Source organism: Micromonospora sp. NPDC049044 (assembly GCF_040649215.1).
Lineage (GTDB): Bacteria > Actinomycetota > Actinomycetes > Mycobacteriales > Micromonosporaceae > Micromonospora.
Genome location: NZ_JBEZFA010000005.1, coordinates 215,687 through 237,013, shown reverse-complemented (window position 1 = coordinate 237,013; position 21,327 = coordinate 215,687). Strand labels below are relative to the sequence as shown.

The 21,327-nt window shown below is 71.1% G+C and carries 15 protein-coding genes and 1 tRNA gene; 5 read left to right on the top strand and 11 right to left on the bottom strand.

Annotation, left to right across the window (positions count from 1 at the left end):
- Nucleotides 1-16: 16 nt before the first annotated feature.
- The 3 genes from AB0B85_RS06275 to AB0B85_RS06265 form a co-directional block, all read right to left on the bottom strand.
- Nucleotides 17-9,454, bottom strand: coding sequence for an amino acid adenylation domain-containing protein (locus tag AB0B85_RS06275; protein ID WP_357404142.1), 9,438 nt, complete (start codon nt 9,452-9,454; stop codon nt 17-19).
- A 366-nt stretch (nt 9,455-9,820) separates the two neighbouring features.
- Entirely contained in the window at nt 9,821-10,093 is a 273-nt protein-coding gene (locus AB0B85_RS06270) for a transposase (protein WP_357404140.1), read from the bottom strand.
- A 49-nt stretch (nt 10,094-10,142) separates the two neighbouring features.
- On the bottom strand, nt 10,143-10,286 hold the full coding sequence (locus tag AB0B85_RS06265; protein ID WP_357404138.1) for a hypothetical protein: 144 nt from the start codon (nt 10,284-10,286) through the stop codon (nt 10,143-10,145).
- Between AB0B85_RS06265 and AB0B85_RS06260 the strand changes: the two genes are divergently transcribed.
- A complete protein-coding gene (locus tag AB0B85_RS06260) occupies nt 10,285-10,707 on the top strand; it encodes a thioesterase family protein (RefSeq protein ID WP_357404136.1) in 423 nt (140 codons plus the stop codon). The two genes, AB0B85_RS06265 and AB0B85_RS06260, sit on opposite strands and share 2 nt — an antisense overlap.
- 370 nt (nt 10,708-11,077) lie before the next feature.
- Nucleotides 11,078-12,007 carry an alcohol dehydrogenase catalytic domain-containing protein gene (locus tag AB0B85_RS06255; RefSeq protein ID WP_357404134.1) on the top strand — a complete coding sequence of 310 codons (930 nt, stop codon included), beginning with the start codon at nt 11,078-11,080 and terminating at the stop codon, nt 12,005-12,007.
- Nucleotides 12,008-12,456: 449 nt separating this feature from the next.
- Here the strand turns inward: AB0B85_RS06255 and AB0B85_RS06250 are convergent, their stop codons facing one another.
- Nucleotides 12,457-13,212, bottom strand: coding sequence for an SDR family oxidoreductase (locus AB0B85_RS06250; RefSeq protein ID WP_357404132.1), 756 nt, complete (start codon nt 13,210-13,212; stop codon nt 12,457-12,459).
- Nucleotides 13,213-13,243: 31 nt separating this feature from the next.
- Nucleotides 13,244-13,615: a VOC family protein gene (locus tag AB0B85_RS06245; protein ID WP_357404130.1), complete on the bottom strand. Its 372-nt coding sequence runs from the start codon at nt 13,613-13,615 to the stop codon at nt 13,244-13,246.
- Nucleotides 13,616-13,697: 82 nt separating this feature from the next.
- Between AB0B85_RS06245 and AB0B85_RS06240 the strand changes: the two genes are divergently transcribed.
- Nucleotides 13,698-14,138 (top strand): MarR family transcriptional regulator, encoded by a 441-nt coding sequence (locus tag AB0B85_RS06240; RefSeq protein ID WP_357404128.1) that lies wholly within the window; start codon nt 13,698-13,700, stop codon nt 14,136-14,138.
- Nucleotides 14,139-14,297: 159 nt separating this feature from the next.
- On the opposite strand, the gene AB0B85_RS06235 is transcribed toward AB0B85_RS06240, so the two are convergent.
- The 3 genes from AB0B85_RS06235 to AB0B85_RS06225 are packed head-to-tail and all read right to left on the bottom strand — an operon-like array spanning nt 14,298 to nt 17,748.
- Entirely contained in the window at nt 14,298-16,868 is a 2,571-nt protein-coding gene (locus AB0B85_RS06235) for a tetratricopeptide repeat protein (RefSeq protein WP_357404126.1), read from the bottom strand.
- 3 nt (nt 16,869-16,871) lie between these two features.
- Nucleotides 16,872-17,483, bottom strand: coding sequence for a DUF6879 family protein (locus AB0B85_RS06230; RefSeq protein WP_357404124.1), 612 nt, complete (start codon nt 17,481-17,483; stop codon nt 16,872-16,874).
- Nucleotides 17,476-17,748 (bottom strand): hypothetical protein, encoded by a 273-nt coding sequence (locus AB0B85_RS06225; RefSeq protein ID WP_357404122.1) that lies wholly within the window; start codon nt 17,746-17,748, stop codon nt 17,476-17,478. The genes AB0B85_RS06230 and AB0B85_RS06225 overlap by 8 nt, the downstream gene beginning before the upstream one ends.
- A gap of 113 nt (nt 17,749-17,861) precedes the next feature.
- On the opposite strand from AB0B85_RS06225, the gene AB0B85_RS06220 reads away from it, so the two are divergent.
- On the top strand, nt 17,862-18,257 hold the full coding sequence (locus AB0B85_RS06220) for a hypothetical protein (RefSeq protein ID WP_357404120.1): 396 nt from the start codon (nt 17,862-17,864) through the stop codon (nt 18,255-18,257).
- A 768-nt stretch (nt 18,258-19,025) separates the two neighbouring features.
- Here the strand turns inward: AB0B85_RS06220 and AB0B85_RS06215 are convergent.
- Together AB0B85_RS06215 and AB0B85_RS06210 are read right to left on the bottom strand one after the other, a co-directional pair.
- Nucleotides 19,026-19,097: transfer RNA gene (locus AB0B85_RS06215), tRNA-Val, on the bottom strand.
- A gap of 50 nt (nt 19,098-19,147) precedes the next feature.
- Nucleotides 19,148-19,705, bottom strand: coding sequence for a TIGR02611 family protein (locus AB0B85_RS06210; RefSeq protein ID WP_357404118.1), 558 nt, complete (start codon nt 19,703-19,705; stop codon nt 19,148-19,150).
- A 294-nt stretch (nt 19,706-19,999) separates the two neighbouring features.
- On the opposite strand from AB0B85_RS06210, the gene AB0B85_RS06205 reads away from it, so the two are divergent.
- On the top strand, nt 20,000-20,431 hold the full coding sequence (locus tag AB0B85_RS06205) for an SsgA family sporulation/cell division regulator (RefSeq protein WP_053653619.1): 432 nt from the start codon (nt 20,000-20,002) through the stop codon (nt 20,429-20,431).
- A gap of 115 nt (nt 20,432-20,546) precedes the next feature.
- Here the strand turns inward: AB0B85_RS06205 and AB0B85_RS06200 are convergent, their stop codons facing one another.
- Nucleotides 20,547-21,323 carry a glucose 1-dehydrogenase gene (locus AB0B85_RS06200; RefSeq protein WP_357404116.1) on the bottom strand — a complete coding sequence of 259 codons (777 nt, stop codon included), beginning with the start codon at nt 21,321-21,323 and terminating at the stop codon, nt 20,547-20,549.
- Nucleotides 21,324-21,327: the final 4 nt, after the last annotated feature.

The window sequence follows — 21,327 nt, the reverse complement described above, 5'->3', positions numbered from 1 at the left end:
GTCTCCCACCTCGGGGTCAGCGCTGCGGGCGCCGGCGCTCGGCGCGGGAGACGCGGACGATCGGCTCATCGTCGTCCGCGTCGGCGCGGGGTGCCGTGCCGATCGCCTCGGTGAGCGCCTGCAACGTCGGGTGCTCGAAGATCGCCACGATCGGTAGCTCCACGCCGAAGACCGCGCGGACCCGCGACACCACCTGCGTCGCGCTCAGTGAGTGGCCGCCGAGCGCGAAGAAGTCGTCATCGAGCCCGATGTCGGTGACACCCGTGACGTCGCGCCAGACGGCGGCCAGGGCGACCTGCCGGTCGTTCTCGGGCGGGCGGCGCAGCGCCGGTCGGGTCGGCTCCGGCGACGGGAGCGCGGCGCGGTCCACCTTGCCGTTCGGTAGCAGAGGCAGGCGGTCGAGCGGCACGAACGCCGCGGGCACCAACGCCGTCGGCAGCCACGACGCGACGTGGGTCCGCAACTCCGTGGCACTGACCCCCGAGCCGCCGGCCGGCACGACGTAGGCGACGAGGCAAGCCCCGCCGGCGTCGTCGCGACGGACGGACACGAACGACGCGGCCACCGCCGGGTGACCGAGCAGGGCGGCGTTGACCTCGGCCGGGTTGACCCGGACGCCGCGGATCTTCACCTGTTCATCGAGGCGTCCGGAGATCTCCAGGGTGCCGTCGGGCCGGAGCCGGCCGGCGTCGCCGGTGCGGTAGATCAGGTCGGCGGGATCGCCGGTCGCCGGGTTCGGCAGGAAGCGGCCGGCGGCGCCGCGTGGGCCGTCAGGCTCGGTCACCTCACCGTGGTACGGGTTGCGGATCGCGATCTCGCCCAGTTCGCCGACGCCGCACGGACAGTCGTTGGGGCCGAGGACGAAGGCCTGCCGGCCCGCGAGCGCGGAGCCGATCGGCTGCACGCCGGCGTCGGGCCGCTCGGGCACCCGCCACCAGCAGGTCGCGAGACAGGTCTCGGCCGGGCCGTACAGGTTGACGACCTCTGCCGCGCGGCCGGTGCGGGCACGCCAGGCGTCGACCAGCGTGCTGGTGAGCGGCTCACCGGCGAAGAAGGTGACGCGTAGCTCCGGGCCAGCCGTCGTGGCCGGCCCGGAGCCCGCCGCGAGCCACGCGTGGGCGAGGCTGGGCACCGCGTGCAGCACCGTGACGCGCTGCGCGGCGAGCCAGGAGAGGACCCGGTCGACGGCGCGGTCCTCCGGCCGGGGGATGCACAGGGTCGCGCCGCTGACCAGCGGCAGGAAGACGTCTCGCAGGATGACGTCGAACGACAGCGCCGTCAGTTGCGCGCAGCGATCGGTGGGGCCGACCGCGAACGTGTCCCGCTGCCACGACAGGAAGTGGGCCAGGCCGGCGTGGGCGACGCGGACCAGCCTGGGCGCGCCGGTGCTGCCGGACGTGAAGACCGCGTAGGCGACGTCCGTGTCGGTGGGGTCGGCGAGCGTGACCTCCTCGGCGGGCGCGGACGGGCCGAGGCCCACGGGTGCGACCGAGCCGTCCTCGGCGACCTCGATGACGTCGCCGGCCGCGGCGGCCTCGCCCCCGACCAGAACGGCGCGGTGGGCTCCCGCCGTCGCGGCCAGGTCGCGCTTGCGGCGCTCCGGCAGGCGCGGGTCGAGGGGGACCAGCACGCCCCGGGCACGCAGCACCCCGAGCATGGCGGCGATGAGGCCGAAGCACGACGGCCCGGTGACCAGCACATGGTCGCCGGGGCGAAGACCACCGGCCAGCAGCCGGCGTGCGATGCGATCGGCGGTGACAACCAGTTCCCCGTACGACCAGGAGCGCTCGCCGAGCGTGACCGCGACCGCCGCGGGGTTGTCGCGGGCGACGGCCGCGACCCGCGCGGTGACCGGTTCCTGCCGCTCGCGCCGCAGCGGCTGGCGCAGCGGGGCGAGCGGGTCGGCGCTCTGCGCGCCGGCGAGGGTGAGGTCGCCGACCGTCGCGCCCTCGTCCGACCGGGTCAGCTCGCGCAGGACACCGGCGAGTTCCAACAGCGCGGCCCCGGCCGCCCGGCGGCCGAACCGGCGGGTGTCGAAGCGCACGCCGAGTGACACGTGCTCCTCCTGGAACACGGCCACGGCGAGCGGGAAGCTCGTGCGCGAGAAGGAGCGGACGTCGCTGACCGTGACGCCGATACGCCGCAGGTCGGCGGTGGGCAGGGCCGCGTTGTTGAACACGAGCAGGCTGTCGGCGACTGAGGTGTGCGCCGCGATGCCGGCCAGCTCGCGGATCCGCACGAGCGGCACGTGTTCGTGCTGGCGCGCCCCGCCCTGCTGCGCCTGCAGGTCGGCCAGCCACTGCCGCACGGTGGCCGCCCCGTCGAGCCGTACGCGCACGGGAACGGTGTTGAGGAACAGCCCGACGGTCTCCTCGGTGCCGGGCTCCGCCGCCGACCGGCCGGACGAGGCGGCGGCGAAGACCACATCGGCGAGTCCGGCGTAGCGGCCGAGCAGCAGGCCCCAGGCGGCCTGGAACACGGTGCTGACGGTGCACCTGGCGGCGCGGGCGAGGCCGGCCACCGCGTCCACCAGCTCATCGGGCAGCTCGAGGACGCACTCATCCAGATCCGACTCCGTCGGCGGGTCGGTGGGCACGGCCGCGCCGCGCGGGTCACCGGGCAGCACGAGGGGGGTCGGTCCGGCGAATCCGGCGAGCAGGTCGCGCCAGAACGCCTCGCCCGCCTGCGGGTCGCGGGCGCGCAGCCAGGCGACGTAGTCGCGGAAGGCGGGTGCCGGGGGCAACGTGACCGGTTCGCCGTCGCGCGCGGCGAGGTAGGCGCTGGCCACGTCGCGCAGGATGAGCGGCACCGACCAGCCGTCGATGAGGGCGTGGTGGAAGAGCCAGACGAAGAGCCACCGCCGCTCTCCCAGCCGGACCAGGGTGACCCGCATGGGCGGCGCCTGCGCCAGGTCGAGGCCGCGGGCACGGTCGGCGTGCAGCAACCGCTCGGTACGCCCGGCGTGCTCCGGCTCGGGCACGTCCCGCCAGTCCTGCTCCTGCCAGTCGAGGTCAACGGTCGGCCGGACGGTCTGGCGCGGCTCGCCGGCCTCCGCCCAGTCGACGACGCTGCGCAGCGCGGGATGCCGGGCCAGTACGGCCTGCCAGGCCCGGCGTAGCGCCGCGGCGTCGAGGTCGCCGTCCAGGGTCGCGGCGAGCTGCGGGGTGTACAGGCTGGCGGACGGGGCGAGCAGCGTGTGGACGAGCATCCCGTGCTGCGTGGGCGTCAGCGGGTAGGACTCACCGGTCGCCTCGGCCGGCCCTGCCGGCGCCGGTGCCGACGAGGCCTCGGCGAGCGCGGCGATCGTGGGGCGCTCGAACAGGTCGGCGGGGGAAAGGCGGATGCCGGCCCGGGCGGCCCGCGCGACGACGCGGATGCCGACGATGGAGTCGCCACCGAGCGCGAAGAAGTCGTCGTGCACGCCGATGCGGTCCACACCGAGGACGTCCTGCCAGACGGTCGCGAGGGTGCGTTCGCGGTCGGTGCGGGGCGCCGTGTAGGTATCGTCGCCGGAGTCCTGTGCCTGCGGTTCGGGCAGCGCGGCGCGGTCGACCTTACCGTTGGGGGTCAGCGGTAAGGCGTCGAGGAAGGCGAACGCTCCCGGCACCATGTAATCCGGCAGGTGCGCGCTGAGATGCGTACGGATGTCGGGCGCCTCGGTGTCGTCGGCGGCGACGTAGGCGACGAGGGTGCCGTCGCGCAGGACGACCGCGCAGTCCCGGACGGCCGGATGGCCGGCGAGGACGGCCTCGATCTCGCCGGGCTCGATGCGGTAGCCGCGCAGCTTGACCTGCTCGTCGACCCGGCCGAGGAACTCCAGTTCGCCGTCGGCACGCAGGCGCATCAGGTCACCTGTGCGGTAGAGGCGTCCGCCGGAGCCGAAGATGGTGTCGGGGACGAACCGCTCGGCGGTCAGGTCCGGGCGGCCGATGTAGCCGCGGGCGAGCGCGACCCCGCCGACGAGCGCCTCCCCCGGCACGCCGATCGGTGTCTGGCGGCCGTCGCGGTCGACCACGGCGAGGCGGGCGTTGGCCACCGGGCGGCCGATGGGGACGGTCGGCTGGCGGCGTTCGTAGTGGTAGACGGTGCTGAACACGGTGCCCTCGGTGGCACCCCATTCGTTGTAGAGGTGCAGGTCCGGGCGGAGGCGGTGCTGCTCGTCGAGCAGGTGCGGCGGGAGGGCTTCGCCGGCGGTGATCACCGTACGCAGCGGAGCCAGGTGGTCGGGGCGCGCCGCCTCCAGCACCGCGCTCCATAACGACGGCAGCGCCAGCAGGTGGGTGACCTGTTCCTGTTCGATCAGTGCCAGGATGGCGTGCGGGTCGCGGCCGGCGTCGGGCGGCGGCAGCACCAGCCGGCCGCCGGTGAGCAGCGCCCAGTAGAAACCGGCGGCCGAGCTGTCGAAGGAGAACGAGGACAGCAGCAGGAAACGCTCGACCGGTGCGCCGTACCAGTCGGCGCGGGCGAGCGTCGAGGCCACCAGCCCGCGGTGGTGGACCATGACGCCCTTGGGCCGGCCGGTGGAGCCCGAGGTGAAGATGACGTAGGCCAGCTGGTCGGGGCGGGCGGGAGTCGGATCCGCGGTCGGCCTGTCGTGCCAGCGGTCGTCGTCGAGCTGCCAGCTGTTCGTCGTGACCCGGCCCGCCAGCGCCCCGATCGTCAGCACCAGCGGGGCGCCGGTCTCCGCCAGCATGAACTCCAGCCGTTGGGCCGGATAGTCCGGGTCCAGTGGCAGATAGGCCGCGCCGGCCCGCAGCACCGCCAGCACCGCCACGACCATCCGCACGTCGCGTGGCAGCATCACCCCGACGACCGTCCCGGGGCCGATGTCCGCGCCGGCCAGCGCCCGCGCCAGCCGCGACACCCGCTCGTTCAGGTCCTGGTAGGTCAGCTGGTCGACGGCCATCGCGTCGGGGGTGCGTCGTACCTGCTCGACGAACAACTCGTCGACGGTCCGGTGCGGGGCCAGCTCCGGGCGGGTGGTGTCGTTCCACGCCGCCAGCAGGGCCTGCTCGTCGGGCGTCATCAGCGGCAGATCGGCGATTCGGGCCGTCGGCGCCGTCACCACGCTCTCGAGCAGCGTGCGGTAGTGCGTCGCCAACCGCTCGATCGTCGCCGCGTCGAACAGGTCCGAGTCGTATTCGAAGTCGAGCCTCAGGTGGTCGCCGTCGGGGGTGGCCAGCACGCTCAGGTCGGCGCGGGAGAGCCCGGGGTCGATGTCCACCGCCTGCATCTCGAGGCCGGGCAGGCTCAGCGGCGGCATGGGCGTGTTCTGCAGGGTGAGCATCACGTCGAAGAGCGGGTTGCGGCTCAGGTCACGCTGCGGGGCCAGCTCCTGCACCAGCCGCTCGAACGGCACGTCCTGATGGGCGTACGCCTCCAACGCCGTCTCCCGGACCCGCCCCAACAGATCCACGAAAGACACATCCCCGTCGACCCGCGTGCGCAGCACGAGCGTGGAGACGAAGAACCCGATCAAACTCTCCAACTCGGGCCGACTCCGACCCGCCACCGGAGTGCCGACCACCACGTCCGACTGACCCGTGTAGCGGTACAGCACCGCCTTCCAACCCGCCAGCAGCACCATGAACAGCGTCGCACCATGTGCACGCGCCAGCGCCTGCAGCTCCTGCAGGGGCACCGCCGTCGAGACCCGCGAGCCCTGGAAGCGCATGACCGCGCGGCGCGGCCGGTCCGTCGTCAGCTCCAGGCGCGACAGGTCCTTCAGTCGCTCGCGCCAGTACGCCAGCTGCGGCTCGAGCACTCCGCCGTCCAGCCATCGCCGCTGCCAGACGGCGAAGTCGCCGTACTGCACCGGCAGGTCCGGCAGGTCCGTCGTCCCGGCGTACAGTGCCGCCAGCTCGCGGGTGATCACACCCATGGACCAGCCGTCGGCGATCAGGTGGTGGATCGTCAGCAGCAACACGTGTTCGCGGTCGGCGACCCGCACCAGACGAGCCCGCAGCAGCGATCTGCCGTCGAGCACGAAGGGCCGGACCGCCTCCTCGCGGGCCAGCCGCTGCACGTCCGACGAGTCGACGACCGTGAGGTCGAACGGCGTCGCCGGCCCGACGATCTGCACCGGCTCGCCGTCAACGGCGACGAAGGACGTACGCAGAACCTCGTGGCGCGCCACCAGTCGGGTCAGGGCCTGTTCCAGCGCGTCGACCCGCAGCTCACCCACCAGCCGCACGACCGCCGGGATGTTGTAGGCCGTCGAGGCGGTCTCCAGCTGGCACAGCGCCCACAGCCGCCGCTGTGCGGGAGACAGCTCAATGCCGTCGGCGCGGGAGTCCAGCGGGGTCAGGGGCAGGTCGGCGGTGCCAGGGCCGGCACGCCAGCTCTCCTCGAGAGCGTCGGCGAGACCGCGGAAGTGCGGCTCCCGAAAGAAGTCCCTCAGGTCCACCTGCACCTGGAAGGCGTCGTTGACCCGCGACAACAGGCGCATCGCGGCGAGCGAGTGGCCACCGACCGCGAAGAAGTCGTCGTCGAGGCCGACCTCGGGCACGTCCAGGACGTCTCGCCACATGTCGGCCAGGATGAGCTGGGTCGGCGTCGAGGGCGGCGCCGACGCGGTCCCGGCGCTGAGCAGTCGCTCGGGCGCGGGCAACGCGTGCCGGTCGACCTTGCCGCTCGGGGTCAGCGGCAGCGCGTCGACGCGCACGAAGCCCGCCGGAATCAGGTGGTCGGGCAGCCGCCCGGCGAGGTACGCCCGCACGTCGTCGGCACGCAGGCCGGCGTCGCCGGCCAGGTAGCCGACGAGCATCTCGCCGTTCTTGACCACGGCGCAGTCGTCGACACCGGGATGCTCGCGCAGCACCGCCTCGATCTCGCCGGGCTCGATCCGGTAGCCGCGCAGCTTGAACTGCTCGTCGACCCGGCCGAGGAACTCCAGTTCGCCGTCGGCGCGCAGGCGCATCAGGTCGCCCGTGCGGTAGAGCCGGCCGCCGGAGCCTAAGACGGTGTCCGTGACGAACCGCTCGGCGGTCAGGTCGGGACGCCCGAGGTAGCCGCGAGCGAGCCCGACCCCGCCGAGCAGCGCCTCGCCCGGCACCCCCACGGGTACCTGGCGTCCCGCGCCGTCGACGATCGCGACCTTCATGCCGTCGATCGGGCGGCCGATCGGAACCGTGCCGGGCAGGCCGTCGGAGCGGCAGCGCCACGCGGTGACGTCGATGGCGGCCTCGGTGGGGCCGTACAGGTTGTACAGCTCGCAGTCGTACGTCGCGAGGAACTGCTGCGACAGGTCCCAGGCGAGCGCCTCACCGGAGGAGATCACGCGCCGCAGCGACCGGCAGCGCGCCTCCTGGCCCGCGGCGACGAAGGCCCGGAGCATGGAGGGTACGAAGTGGATAGTGGTGACGCCGTGACGCTCGATCTCGTCGGACAGCAGCGCCGGGTCACGGTGCGCGTCGGGCGCGGCCACGACCAGACGGGCGCCGACGGCCAGAGGCCAGAAGAACTCCCAGACCGAGACGTCGAAGGTGTACGTCGTCTTCTGCAGCACGACGTCGTCGGCGGTGAGCCCGAAGTACCGCTGGGCCCAGCGGATCCGGTTGGCCAGGGCGCGGTGCTCGATCATGACACCCTTGGGCCGGCCGGTGGAGCCCGAGGTGTAGATGACATACGCCAGATCGCCGGGGCGCACCGGAGCCGGCTCGGCGGTCGGCTCCCGCCGCCAGCGGTCGTCGTCGAGCTCCCAGGTCGGCGTCGTGACGCGCCCGGCCAGGGAACTGACCGTCAACACCAGCGGCGCCGCGGCCTCCGCCAGCATGAAGGCCAGCCGTTCCTGCGGCTCGTCCGGACCCAGCGGAAGATAGGCGCCGCCCGCGCGCAGCACGGCGAACAGCGTCACCACCATGGGCACCCCGCGCGGCAGCAGCACCCCGACCACCGTGCCGGGGCCGACACCCGCCCCGACCAGCGACCGCGCGAGTCGCGACACCCGGTCGTCCAGCTCACGGTAGGTCAGCCGCTCGTCGGCGGACACCACGGCGACCGCATCCGGCGTACGCCGGACCTGCTCGGCGAACGACTCGATCACCGTCTCGTGCTCCTGAGGGGTGCCCGTGTCGTTCCACGCGGCCAGCCAGGCCCGTTCGGCTCCCGTCATCAGGGGCAGGTCGGCAACCGGGCTCTCCGGCGCGACCGCCACGCCGTCGAGCAGCACCTGGTAGTGCTCGACCATTCGTTCGATCGTCGCGCCGTCGAACAGGTCGGAGTCGTATTCGAGGGTGGCGTCGAGGCCACCGTCGGGGCGGGGGCTGAGCGCCATGAAGAGATCGAACTGCGAGCTGCCCCGGTCGAGGTCGAGGGGAACGAGCCGCACGTCCTTCCAGGACTGCGCGGGCATGGGCGTGTTCTGCAGGGTGAGCATCACGTCGAAGAGCGGGTTGCGGCTCAGGTCACGCTGCGGGGCCAGCTCCTGCACCAGCCGCTCGAACGGCACGTCCTGATGGGCGTACGCCTCCAACGCCGTCTCCCGGACCCGCCCCAACAGATCCACGAAAGACACATCCCCGTCGACCCGCGTGCGCAGCACGAGCGTGGAGACGAAGAACCCGATCAAACTCTCCAACTCGGGCCGACTCCGACCCGCCACCGGAGTGCCGACCACCACGTCCGACTGACCCGTGTAGCGGTACAGCACCGCCTTCCAACCCGCCAGCAGCACCATGAACAGCGTCGCACCGTGCGCCCGCGCCAGCGCCTGCAACCCGGTCGCCGTGGATTCCCGCACCACCACCGACCGTCGCGAACCTCGGAACCGCATCACCGCCGGTCGGGGTCGATCCGTGGTCAGCCCGAGGCGGGCCAGGTCCTTGAGGCGCTCGCGCCAGTACGCCAGCTGCGGCTCGTACACGCCGCTCGCCAACTGCTGCCGCTGCCACACCGCGAAGTCTCCGTACTGCAGGGAGAGCGGCGGCAGGTCGGCGTCACCGTCGTACAGCGCGCCCAGTTCACGCGCCAGCACACCCAGCGACCAGCCGTCGGCCACCAGATGATGGACCGTCAGCAACAACACGTGCTCACGCTCGGCGACCCGCACCAGACGAGCCCGCAGCAGGGACCCACCGTCGAGCACGAAGGGCCGCAGTGCCTCCTCGCGCGCCAACCCCTCCACGTCGGTCGACGCCACCACCGGCAGCTCGAAGGCCGCCGCTGGGCGGACCACCTGCGTCGGTTCACCGTCGACGGACACGAAGGCCGTCCGCAGGACCTCGTGCCGCGCCACCAGCCGACCGATCGCCCGTTCCAGGTCGTCGACCCGCAGCTCTCCGACCAACCGCACCGCGGCCGGAATGTTCAGCGTCGGATCGTGGCGACTCAGCTCATGGAGGAACCAGAGCCGCCCCTGCGAGACCGACAGCGGATAGTTCTTCGCCCGCGCCGCTCGGTCCCGTAACAATGCCGCAAGCCGCTTACGCTTTCCTTCCCCCGTGTCCCCGTTCACGACGGCAGCGTAGCGCGAAACGCGTCAATCCCCTGGCCCGTGGATCGGGGCACCGGTCACGTACGGGCCCGCACCGCTGCTAGTCACTGTGGACTGATTCGCCACTCCGGGTGCGGGAGTGTGGATCGCTGAACGACCGGATCAGGCGCGGCATGCGGCCCGAGCCGTCGGCGGAGGCCAAGGCTGCCGCAGCTGGAGCGGAGTAGCCAGAGAGCGCGCGGATCACGCGGTCAGGAAGCAGCCGCAGGGCCAGACGGGCATCAATCGATGCCGGCGCGGTTGGAAACAGCGGCGGAGGGTCGTCGGAAAGGATCCAGGGGACGTAGGTCACGGTGTCTCCTCAGAGTCGCTTCGGTGTTTCGGCGGTCACGCGCAGTACGCCGCGGCCCGCCGCAGAACCTCGTTCTCCTGCTCCAACAACCGGATCCGCTTGCGGGCCTCCCGCAACTCCGCCGACTCACCGCCACTGACAACCGGTCTGGTCCCGGCATCGATGTCGGCCTGGCGCAACCACTTGAACAACGTCATCGGATGGACCCCGAAGTCCTTCGCGATCTGCTCGACCGACACGCCCGGATCACGATCACGGGCCACCCGCACGACATCATCACGGAACTCACGAGGGTAAGGCTTGGGCACAGCAACATCCTTCCAGCCCGCCACCAGGGCAAGCCATCTCAGATGTCACCTATCGGTGCAGCAGACCCATGATCAGCACGGCCTCGCCGGCGTCCGCCCGCGCGGGCGTGGCGGTGACGGCCACGAGCGCCGCGGCCATGGCGGCGCGGTGAACAGCGGCGGTGTCACCGCGCCCCGCTACGCTCGCGCTCATGGCAGATCCGTTCCGGGTGCGCATCACCGTCCGTGGCTACGAGCTGGACACCCAGGGCCACCTGAACCAGGCCGTCTACCTCCAGTACGGCGAGCACGCCCGGTGGGAGTGCCTGCGCGCCGCCGGCATCTCACAGGAGCGGCTCATCGCCGGCGGGGTGGGGCCGGTCGCCCTGGAGGTCACCGTGCGCTACCTGCGCGAGCTGCGCGGCGCGGACGAGGTGGACGTGTCCTGCGGGTTCCGCTGGGGCGAGGGCAAGACCTTCCAGATCGACCAGGACTACGTCCGCCCGGACGGCACCCCGGTGGCGACGCTGACCGGGGTAGGTGGTCTGCTCGACCTGTCCGCCCGGCGGCTGGTGGCCAACCCGCGCGAGCGGTTCCGGGAGCTGGCCAGCGACCCGGGGCCGCTCAACCTCTGAACGCAGGTCTCCCCCAGCAGGTCGGGTCGCACCGGCATTACGCCCATCCCGACGTTTCCCCTGCCGCCTTCTTCGTCGGTCACCCACACCGACGTCGGGTCCGGGCCGGGCAGCGCCACTCCCCCGTGGCAAATTCGCGGTCATCTCGGTCGCCGGCTCGCCGTCCGGCACCACGTAGCCGGGCACCGCATCGAGCGGCCGGATCACCACCCGGACCGACCAGGAAGCTGACCTGCCCGCCGCTGCGCAGGGCCGGTACGGCGGAGGTGGTGATCCGGCCATGGGCGAAGTCGATGCGGGCCAACGGGCCCGGTCACCCCCGGCGGGCTGCCGTCGGCCCGGTCGTCTGGCACATGTGAGGATGCGGCGCATGCGTGCCGTGATCTTCGACGAGTTCGGTGCCCGACCCGAGGTCCGCGATGTGCCGGACCCGGTGCCGCCGCCCGGGGGTGCCGTCATCCGGGTCGAGGCGACCGGATTGTGCCGCAGCGACTGGCACGGCTGGCAGGGGCACGACCCGGACGTCCGCCTGCCGCACGTGCCTGGCCACGAGTTCGCCGGCGTGGTCACGGCGGTCGGCACCGGTGTACGCGGCTGGCGCCTCGGCGACCGGGTCATCGTGCCGTTCGTCTGCGCGTGCGGGCAGTGCCCGGCCTGCTTCTCTGGCGACCAGCAGGTGTGCGAGCGGCAGACGCAGCCCGGCTTCACCCACTGGGGCTCGTTCGCCGAGTACGTGGCGGTGCAACACGCCGACGTCAACCTGGTCCGGCTTCCCGACGAGGTGGGCTACCCGGCCGCGGCGGCGCTCGGCTGCCGGTTCGCCACGGCGTTCCGGGCGGTGGTCGGTCAGGGGCGGGTCGCCGCAGGCGAGTGGGTGGCGGTGCACGGCTGCGGCGGTGTGGGGTTGTCGGCGGTGATGATCGCAGCGGCGTGCGGCGCGCGGGTGGTGGCGGTCGACGTTGCCCCCGGCGCACTCGAGCTGGCCCGCCGTTTCGGGGCCGCTGTGTGTCTGGACGGGGCTGCCCTCACCGGACCCGGCGCGGTGGCCGCAGCCGTTTGTGAGGTGACCGGCGGCGGCGCCCACCTGTCGCTCGACGCCCTGGGCAGCCACGCCACCTGCACTGCCTCGATCGAAGCGCCGCGACGAGCAGCAACGACCCGGCGGCCGCCGAGCGCCCCCAGCGGCGCAGGGCCGCCCGGGCCGCCCGGGCCGGCGGCGGGGACGGTCCCGGCACCACCACCCGGTCCACGCCGGGGTACGCCAGCCGGGCGGCCTCGACCGCTTCCTCCTCCGACCTGACCGCCCGGTTGGCGGTGAGGGTCAGCCCAGCCTCGTCCCGGTAGCGCCACCGCCACACCTCTCCCACCGGCCACAGCTCGATTCGCTCCCCTCGGGCGGTCCAGGGCGGGGCCCTCGGGTTCGTCCTCGCCGCTCAGGCGAAGGGGCGCGGGACGGGCCGCCCGGCGCAGCCAGCCCGGGTGAGTTCGCCGAGCGACGCCGCCTCCCCGCGACGCAGCGCCCGGTGATGGCGATCGATCGATTTCAGTAGCAGTGATCGGCGGGCCTCGCTCACCACGCGTGCACTGCCAGCTCTGACCACTTCGACATCCACTGGGAGGTCACGGCACACCGCTCGATCTCCATCGCCGCAGGTCATAGTCGGGTCTGCAGTGAGACGTGGCTTGTCTGCCGGCCAGCGACGCCAGCCGGTCCGTCGTCGCGGGCCAGCGCCTGGCCAGCGGCCGCGCTCAGGTTGCGTTGCGACCCCCGTCGACGTCGAGGACGGCGCCTTGGACGAAGCTGGCGTGATTGCCGGCGAGGTAGGTGATCGCGGCGGCGATCTCCTCGGGTGCGGCGGGTCGTCCGGCGGGTGCGGCGGCTGCGAGCCGGTCGAGTCCGTCGCCGAAGGCCTGGGTTCCTTCGGTTCGGGTGGGGCCTGCGCTCACTGCGTTGATGCGCACCCCTCGGGGGCCGAATTCCGCGGCCCACGCTTTGGTGAGTAAGAGCAGCGCGGCCTTACTGGAACCGTAGAGGGCGAAGCCGGGCATGCCGAAGCGGGCGGTCATGCTCAGCACGTTGACGACGGTGCCGTGTCCGCGTGCGGCCATCGCCGGGCAAAACTCGGCGACCAGCAGGAACGGTGCCTCAACGTTGACCGCGTAGCAGGTGATGAAGTCGTCGTGCGTGGTGTCGGCAGTGAGACCCCGTGCGGGGTAGACGGCGGCGTTGTTGACCAGGATGTCGACGTGCCCACCGCCGGCCTCGGTGGCTTGCTGTGCCATTGCCCGTACGCTGCCGGCGTCAGCGAGATCGCCGAGCAGCAGGTCGGCCTTGCCTCCGGCACTGCGGATCGCGGTGACTACCGCGTCGCCGCGGGCGGCGTCTCGGCCGCCGACGATGACGTGGGCTCCGCGTTGGGCGAGCGAGACGGCCACCGCACGTCCGATGCCGCTGGTGGCGCCGGTGACGAGCGCCGTCGAACCGACGAACTCCCGTGCAGTCATGCGAGCTGATCCTTCCGTGGTTGTGGTCGGGTCATGCTCGGTCGTGGACGGTGACGGCGTACCCGTCGGGATCGGTGAAGGTGAAGGTGCGTCCGAAGGGCCCGTCGAACGGTGACACCGTGATCGGAACACCATGGGCGGCGAGTTTGTCGTGCACCGCCTGAGCGTCGTCGGCGCCTAGCCACAGAACGACGCCCGCGCCGGGGTGCGGTGTCACGGCGTCGAGGTCGACGCCGGGCAGCGGTTCGCGCACGGCGAACGCGATGGGTGTGGTGGCGAAGACGACGGCATGTGGTGGGGCTCCCGCCGCTCGCGTGAGCCCGAGTCGTGTTTCGTAGAACTCCGCGGCCTTTTCGAGGTCGCGGACTTGGAGGCCGATGAAGTCGGGTCCGGTGACGTGCATGACTCTCCCTGTGTGTCAGCGTGTTGACATCAACAGTCTGTGTCATCATGTTGACATGGGTCAAGGGGGAATTTCCCGACCAGTGGACGAGCAGGTCGGATACGTACTGAAGAAGGCGGCCAGCGTGCTGCGCTCGGCGATGGACAACGCGCTACGACCGCTCGGCCTGACCGTTCCGCAGTACGCCTGTCTTGAACTGCTGCGGCAGCAGCCAGGCTTGTCCGGCTCAGAGCTGGCCCGCGCAATGTTTGTGAGCCGTCAGTCGATGAACCTGGTAGTGAAAGGGCTGGAACGTCGAGGGATGCTCACTCGCTCGCCGGTTCCCCGCCACGGCAAGGCGCTACCGACCGAACTGACCCCGGCCGGCCTCGGGCAGCTGGCCGCCGCGAACGAGGCCGTGAGCGTGGTGGAGAAGAAGATGCTGGCCGCCCTGACCGCGGACGCTGAGCGACGACTGTGCGCCGACCTCACCGCGTGCGCGGCCGCGCTCAGCGATCTCGCCGGAGAAGCTGACCCAGATTGACCTGCGACGATGTCGCAGGGGCAGCGGCTCAGCCGATCTCAGCGACATAGCGCGATACCCGATACGTCGCCGGCGTCGGAGATCAGCGGGACGGATCAGCGCGAGCCGCTGTGGTTGGTCGCGCCGTAGGCACGCCGGCAAGCAGGAGGGCGCAGCGCGTTACCTGCAGCGCACGATCACCCTCAGCGAGGAGCCTGACCCCGACGACCTGAAGGTGATGCGCGACATTGCCAAGAAGTCACCGGTCACCCTACTGATCCAGTTCGCCTGGAGCGTGCGGACCGAGTTCGTCGGACCGCGTTGAGGGGCACCGCGCGACGCCTCCGCCGGTGGCAACACGGTCCCGGCCATCGCCGACTCGACGCGCCGTCGCAGTCGTTCCGCGCGCGGGTCCGGGAAGTTGCTCAACAGCGTGACCGCTTCGCGCCACCACCGGTGTGCCTCCTCGGCGCGCGCGACGTCGATCAGCGCCGTTGCCAGGTGGTCCAGCGTCAGGGCGAGCTGCCAGTCGTCCCCGAGCCGCCGGTGAACCGCCGCCGCCCGCAGGTGGAAGGCGATCGCCTGCTCCGGCTGCCCCAGCTCCCGGTACGCCTCGCCGGCCCCGTCCAGTGCCATCGCCTCCCGGCTGCGGTCACCCAGCTGGCGCTGGATCGTGGCCGCCCGGTGCGTCGCCTCCAGCGCCTTGGCGGACCGACCGGCGGCGCGCTGCACGCGCGCATATTCGACCAGCCAGTGCGCCAACCACACCGGGCTGCCGTGTTCGGCGATGGCCAGTGCCCGCTCGATCGCGGCCAGGGCGTCCTCGTTGCGTCCGAGTTCGCGCAGCGTCATGCTGAGGAAGAAGAGCGAGTTGCCCGCCTGCCCCCGGTCGTCGATGTCCCGCTGCACTCCGAGCGCCTGATTCAGCAGCATCACGGCGTCGGCGAGGTCACCCAGTTCGTAGCGGGTCTCCGCAAGGTTGCTCAGCAGCAGGGCCTGCCAGCGTTGGTCCTGACGGCGGGTGAAGATGTCGAGGCTCGCGCCGAAGTGCGTGAGGGCGTCGGTGAGGCGGCGGTGGCGCAGCGCCAGTAGTCCCAGCGCGTTGATGGACACTGCCGTGCCGTGCTCGTCGCCGATCTCCCGCCGAATCGCCAGCGCAGCGTGGTGGTGCTCCGCCGACTCCGTGAGCTCGCGGGCCTGGAAGTGGGCCTTACCGAGGCTTTCCAGCGCCTCCGCCTCAGCGCCTCGGTCGCCCAGCGATCGCGCAGCGGACAAACCGATCCGCGCGGTGGCGAACCATGCGTCGAAGGCGTTGCGGTGCATGAATACGCTGCGCAGCAGGACAGCCAGGCGCCAAGCAATCCGCGGCAGCGCTGCCTCGAACGCGGCGCGGGTGGCGGCGACGAGGTTGTCCTGCTCGGCGGTGAACCAGGCGTCAGCCTCTTCGGCGGTGGCGAAGCTCAGCGGCGTGACCTCGGTCGGTGGTGCCAACGGCATCGTCCGGCTGAACGGGAGTGTGCGGGTCAGCGCGGCGTCCGCCGTGTGCAGGTACCAGGTGAGTATGCGACGCAGCGCCGCCTGGCGATCCTCGCCGCTCTCAAGGTGCTTGACCTGGTCCACGGCGTACGCGCGTAACAGGTCGTGCAGTTGGTAGCGGCCGGGTGCGCTCTGTTCCAGCAGGTGCGCACCGACGAGCGCGTCGAGCGGCGGCCGAACCTGTGCCACCGGCCAGCCGGCGAGCGCGGCGGCAGCCGGCGCGCCGAGGTCCGGGCCGGGATGCAAGCCGAGCAGGCGGAACAGACGGGCCGCCGATGTGTTCAGGGCCCGATAGGACCAGGCGAAGACGGACCGGACGGCGTCGGCCTCCTCACCGTCCTCCGTGGTCAGCGCGTCCCACAGGGCCGACTCGTCACGCAGGTCCTGGATTAACTCGGACAGCGGCATGAACGGCCGGCTCGCCGCCCGTTCGGCGGCGATTCGCAGGGCCAGTGGCAGCCTGGCGCACAACCGTGCCAGTTCGGCGAGCTCGACCGAGTCATCGCCGGTGCGGTAGTCGACGGTCACGTCGTGCAGCAGCGTCACCGCGTCCTCCTCGGCCAACATGCGCAGGGTCAGCCGCCGGCCGCCGTCGCGGCTGACCAGTCCCGACAGCATGCTTCGGCTGGTGACGATCACCAGGCAGCTGCTGGTGCCCGGCAGCAGTGGACGCACCTGCCGGACCGTGGCGGCGTTGTCCAGGACCACCAGGACGCGCCGGTCAGCCAGCCGGGAGCGGTACACCGTCTCGCGGTCCTCGAGATCAGCGGGAATCGCGGATGCGGGGACGCCCAGCGCCCGCAGGAAGCGGCCAAGTACCTGCTCCGGTTGACTGGGTTGGCCCGGGTCGTAGCCACGGAGGTTCGCGTAGAGCTGTCCATCCGGGAACCGGTGCCGCACGGCGTGCGCCCAGCGCAGCGCCAGAGCGGTCTTGCCGACGCCAGCGGTGCCGGTGACGACGACGACGAGGTTGGCGTCGGCGGCCTCATCGCCGAGAAGCCGGTCCAACGCGCGCAGCTCCTCGACCCGGTTGACAAAGCCGCGTACATCACCGGGGAGCTGACGGGGAGGCGGGTCGGCGAGGGAGGGGTCGCCGGAATAGAAGTGAACACCGCCGTACACGTCGCGCGCCTGCACCAGGTCGGCGGGGCCGGACAGCTCCGACCGGTTGACGTGCTCCGGTCGTCCTTGCTCCGCCGCGCCGTTAGCCGCCATCTGTCAGTCCGTGTGGGGAGGCTCCAATGGTGCCACCGCTCGGGCGAAGAACTCGTCTAGCGGCTCGCCGGCGTCGTAGAGCGACTCGATGAACTTTTGGCATCGCGTCACCACGTCCGGGTTCCGCCAGCGGCGCGCCGCCTCGAGCAAGCCGTCGGCGTCGTAGATCGCCTCGTACATGACGTCCGTACCGAGGGTGTAGATCTCCGGCAGCGGGCCATCCGCCTCCGCGGCGGCGACCTGGTTCGGTGCCACCACTCGGGTCAGGCCGCCGTACTCGTGGCGTAGCCGCAGCACGTGCAGCTCCCACTGCAGGTAGGGCGTCAGTGGCTCCTGCACCACCCGCAGCCGGCGGGTAGCGAACCCGCTGTCGGCGATGCGCTGGTAGTAGTCGCCGAACTCGGAACGCCGCGCGTCGAGAATCCGCAGCGACTCTTCCCATCGACCAGCGGCGAACGCCTGCCAGCCCTCATCCTGCGGTTCCTTGAACGTTTGTTGCCGTTCCAGTTTCCAGAATCCTGGCGGGCCGGTCTTCCAGAACCGTTGTTCGAATTCGGCCCAGTAGTCGTCGAGGGCCAGCAGCTCGCCGGGGTCTCCGCCCAGGAGTTCACGCATCAGGGATGTCTACCTTCGCCGCGATCATGGTCGATCGGGGAATGATGATAAGCCGCTCACCGGGGTCGACGGAGACTCCCTCGGGCAGCCGGTCCTGGTAGGTCTCGGTGAGATCCTGCCCGATCACGGCGACGTCACCGTTGCTCAGCTCCCAGATGTCGGGACAGCTGCCGTCCCCGGAGGTGTTGCCCAGTTCGTGCGACGACTTGCCCCATCGGCGGTTCAGCTCGGCGGACGGGTCCGCCTCCCACCGACGTGGACTCATGCCAACCCCCTGATTAGGTGATGCCGAGAGCACGGATAGTAACATCGAACAAGCTGGATTACAGTCATGCTTGCCGACTCCGGCCCGGATGGTGATCCTGGGGGGTGAAGGGTGTGGAGGATCCGCTCATGCTCGCGGCGGCGACGACGCTGGTCGCCTGGGCGACCACCGAACTCGCACAGGGATCCCGGTCAGCTGTATCCGGCCTGACCGAGTATCTCCGCCACCGATTCCGTCACGAGCAGGCAGCCCAGCAGACCGTGGAGGTCGCGCTACGCCACCCGACTACGGATACCGTTCAGCGCCTCGGAGCACTCCTCGAACAAGAGGCGCTCGGTGATCCCGCGTTCGGTGCCGAGTTCCTCGAACGCTTCAGGAAGGTCCAGGCGATCGTCGCGGCCAACCAGGGCGATGTGACCAACACCGTCTCCGGCGACGTCAGCGGATCGGTGGTGCAGGCGCGTGACGTCCACGGCGGCATATCCCTCGGCGGACACAGCGGCGCCTGATCAGCCGCTGTCCACTGGTGACCCGCGGCCCGCCCGTACCGCCGGCGCGCCGGCCCCAACCCGGCCGACGTGACCCGGCTGGCCGCCCACGTCGGCCCAACTCGGCAGTTGGCCCACCGGGGGCACTGCCGGCGGCACCATTTGGTGCAGCGCATCACCGTCCCGGACATTGAACGCAATGACTTTCGACCAACTCGCCGCTCTGCACCGAACCGGTCGACTGCTACGCGGCGGGCAGATCAACCACCTGGACGGTGGTGACTCTGACCGTCGAAACTTCGGACAACCCCCCGCCAAAACGATCAGCAGTTCAGCCTGATGTCCGCAACCCCACTCGTCGTCGACAGCGGCCGTGACACTCCACTGCCCATGACACGAAAAGTCCGATACGAGGCCGCCCGAATCGTGAACCCCGGACATTCAATAGGCCGCTGCAGGTCGTCGTGCAGCACCGTTGGCGGCAACCTCTGCGACGAGAAATGTAGCCGCAGCCGGGGCCTCTACTCAGGAACTCAAAGCCAGCAAGGGTCCGCGACCAACCGCCCGCCGGACCGCGCCGTCCCCTAGCCCTCCATCGCCGCAACCCAAGAAGCCGCCGACCCGGTCCAGTCCGGGAAGGGGTCAGCGTCAGAGCACGCCTGCCCCGGGTGATCGCGGCGAGCGCCGCTCACCGCTGCTCCCAATCTGCTCCCAATGTAAGCGGCACATACGGCGAAGCCCGTTACCGGCTTATCCGGCAACGGGCTTCTGACCTGCGCAAACTGAGAGTGGGCGATGCTGGTATCGAACCAGCGACCTCTTCGGTGTGAACGAAGCGCTCTCCCACTGAGCTAATCGCCCTCAGCGCCACTGACTCTACCCGATCGTGGAACCGGACCGGAAATCCGGGGTCAGTGCGTCGCGAGGTAGTGCATCGCCTCGGCCACCACGTCGATGCCGAGGCTGTACTTGAGCGACAGCCAGACCACGGTGGCCACGAAGACCAGGCCAACGAAGCCGAGCACAGTTCGCACTATGAGTGACTGTCGAGTCACCCATTGTGTCCAGCCGTGGACATGTCGGCGGGTGAAGCCGAGCAGTCGGCGCGCCCAGTGGTATTCGACTGCCCAGATGCCCAGCCCGGCGATCACCAGCAGCCAGCCGGGGCCGGGCAGTGGGATGAGGGCGATGCCGATGGTCACCACTATCGCTCCGGCGATCGCAATGAAGATCTTGAGGGCGATCCGGCCGGTGGGGTTGGCCCGGATGAGGTCGAGGGTCAGCGAGATCCGCTCCCGCCACCGGGGGCGGCGCGGGGGTTCGCCGACGACGAGGACACCACCGGGACGATCGGCGTCGGACGTCGGCCGATCGGCGCGTTCGGGCTGCTTCATCGGCACTCCGTACCCCCGCTTTTCGGCTGCTTGGACCGCTACCTTCGGCGGGCCGAACGCCGTGAGCCGATCCACTGAGGATTTCTTCGCCACCATTTCACCCCCCAGTGTCGCTCAGGCCCGTCACTGCAACGGCCGACTGGACGTTACCGGAGTAAGTCGACGACTGAACCACCCGATGCCGGGCGGGATCACGCACTGGGCAGAACCGGAAATCCTACATGAATGTTCACATTCACGCGGCCTTTCCGTCCCCCTTCCCACCACTGGGTGAAGTCAGCGTATGGCGGAGCGTAGCCAGGAGTAGCACCTGAGTATGGGAAAAGCGGGACACGCGCGTTCCGCAGCGGTGCCGGGGGGAGAACGTCCATGAGTGTCATCCGACCGACGACCGTAGAGGTCGAGACGTCGCTAAGGCTCGTCGCACCTGACGCCACCGCCTTGCCGGTGCGTGCCAGTCTGCGTTACGACCCTGCTGACCCGTATGCGGTCCATGTCCTGTTCCATGCCGAATCGGCCGGGGGCGAGGCGGTGAGCTGGTCGTTCGCTCGCGAACTGCTTGTCACCGGCCTGGACGAGCCGGCCGGCATCGGGGATGTGCGGGTCTGGCCCTGGGCCACCCCGCGCGGCGATTTCGTCGCGCTGGCCCTCTCGTCACCGGACGGCAACGCCCTCTTCGAGGTGCCGCGCAGCGTCCTGGTGCGGTTCCTTCGCCGGACGTACGTCGTCGTCCCGCGCGGTCGTGAGGCCGAGCACCTGGACGTCGACACCGCAGTGACCCGGCTGCTCGCCGGTCGCTGAGCACCACCCGAACGGGAAGTACCGGCCACACCGGGGCCGCGCGGATCTGCCGAGTCCGCGCGGCCCCGGCACACCCGGGGGGTACGCGGGCAGCCCGACCCGGGGTGGTCGGTGTTCAGCCGTGCGTGGTGATGCCACCGTCGACGGGGATGACCGCCCCGGTGAGGTAGGCGCCCGCCCGCGAGGAGAGGTAGATGGCCGTGCCGGCCATGTCCTCCGGGCGGCCGATGCGGCCCAGCGGCACCTGCTGCTCGATGGCGGCCCGGCTGGCGGGGTCGTCGAGGGCGAAGGCCATCATCTTGCTCTCGAACGGGCCGGGCGCGATCGCGTTGACGGTGATCTGCTCGGCGGCGAGTTGGTGGGCCAGGCTGCGGGTGAGCATGTGCACCGCCGACTTGGTGGCCGAGTACGCGTACACCTCCATCGCTGGCACCCGGATGCCGTCGATCGACCCGATGTTGATCACGCGGGCCGGGTCGTCGGCGCTGGCGGCGGCGCGTAGCGCCGGCAGCAGCGCGGTGGTGAGCCGGAAGACGGCCTTGACGTTGACCGCCCAGAGCTTGTCGAACGCGGCACCCGGGTAGGTTTCCAGCGGTGCGCCCCAGGTCGCGCCGGCGTTGTTGACAAGCACGTCGAGGTGGTCGAAGCGCTCCCCTACGGCGGTGGCCAGCGCCTCGGCCCCGGCGTCGTCGCTGAGGTCGGCGGGGATGGCCTCGCACCGGCCCTCGGCGGAGAGTTCCTTGGCGACGGCCGCGCAGACGTCGGCCTTCCGGGACGAGATGATCACCTGGGCGCCGGCCCGCACGAAGCCCTGGGCGATCATCAGACCGATCCCCCGCGACCCGCCGGTGACCAGGACCGTCTTGCCTTCGACCGAGAACAGCTGCGTCATGCCC

Coding starts and splice junctions, on each gene's coding strand:
- AB0B85_RS06200 (WP_357404116.1), bottom strand. CDS start 21,323: ATGACGCAGCTGTTCTCGGTCGAAGGCAAGACGGTCCTGGTCACCGGC.
- AB0B85_RS06265 (WP_357404138.1), bottom strand. CDS start 10,286: ATGAGCGCGAGCGTAGCGGGGCGCGGTGACACCGCCGCTGTTCACCGC.
- AB0B85_RS06255 (WP_357404134.1), top strand. CDS start 11,078: ATGCGTGCCGTGATCTTCGACGAGTTCGGTGCCCGACCCGAGGTCCGC.
- AB0B85_RS06230 (WP_357404124.1), bottom strand. CDS start 17,483: ATGCGTGAACTCCTGGGCGGAGACCCCGGCGAGCTGCTGGCCCTCGAC.
- AB0B85_RS06225 (WP_357404122.1), bottom strand. CDS start 17,748: ATGAGTCCACGTCGGTGGGAGGCGGACCCGTCCGCCGAGCTGAACCGC.
- AB0B85_RS06205 (WP_053653619.1), top strand. CDS start 20,000: ATGAGTGTCATCCGACCGACGACCGTAGAGGTCGAGACGTCGCTAAGG.
- AB0B85_RS06260 (WP_357404136.1), top strand. CDS start 10,285: ATGGCAGATCCGTTCCGGGTGCGCATCACCGTCCGTGGCTACGAGCTG.
- AB0B85_RS06235 (WP_357404126.1), bottom strand. CDS start 16,868: ATGGCGGCTAACGGCGCGGCGGAGCAAGGACGACCGGAGCACGTCAAC.
- AB0B85_RS06250 (WP_357404132.1), bottom strand. CDS start 13,212: ATGACTGCACGGGAGTTCGTCGGTTCGACGGCGCTCGTCACCGGCGCC.
- AB0B85_RS06245 (WP_357404130.1), bottom strand. CDS start 13,615: ATGCACGTCACCGGACCCGACTTCATCGGCCTCCAAGTCCGCGACCTC.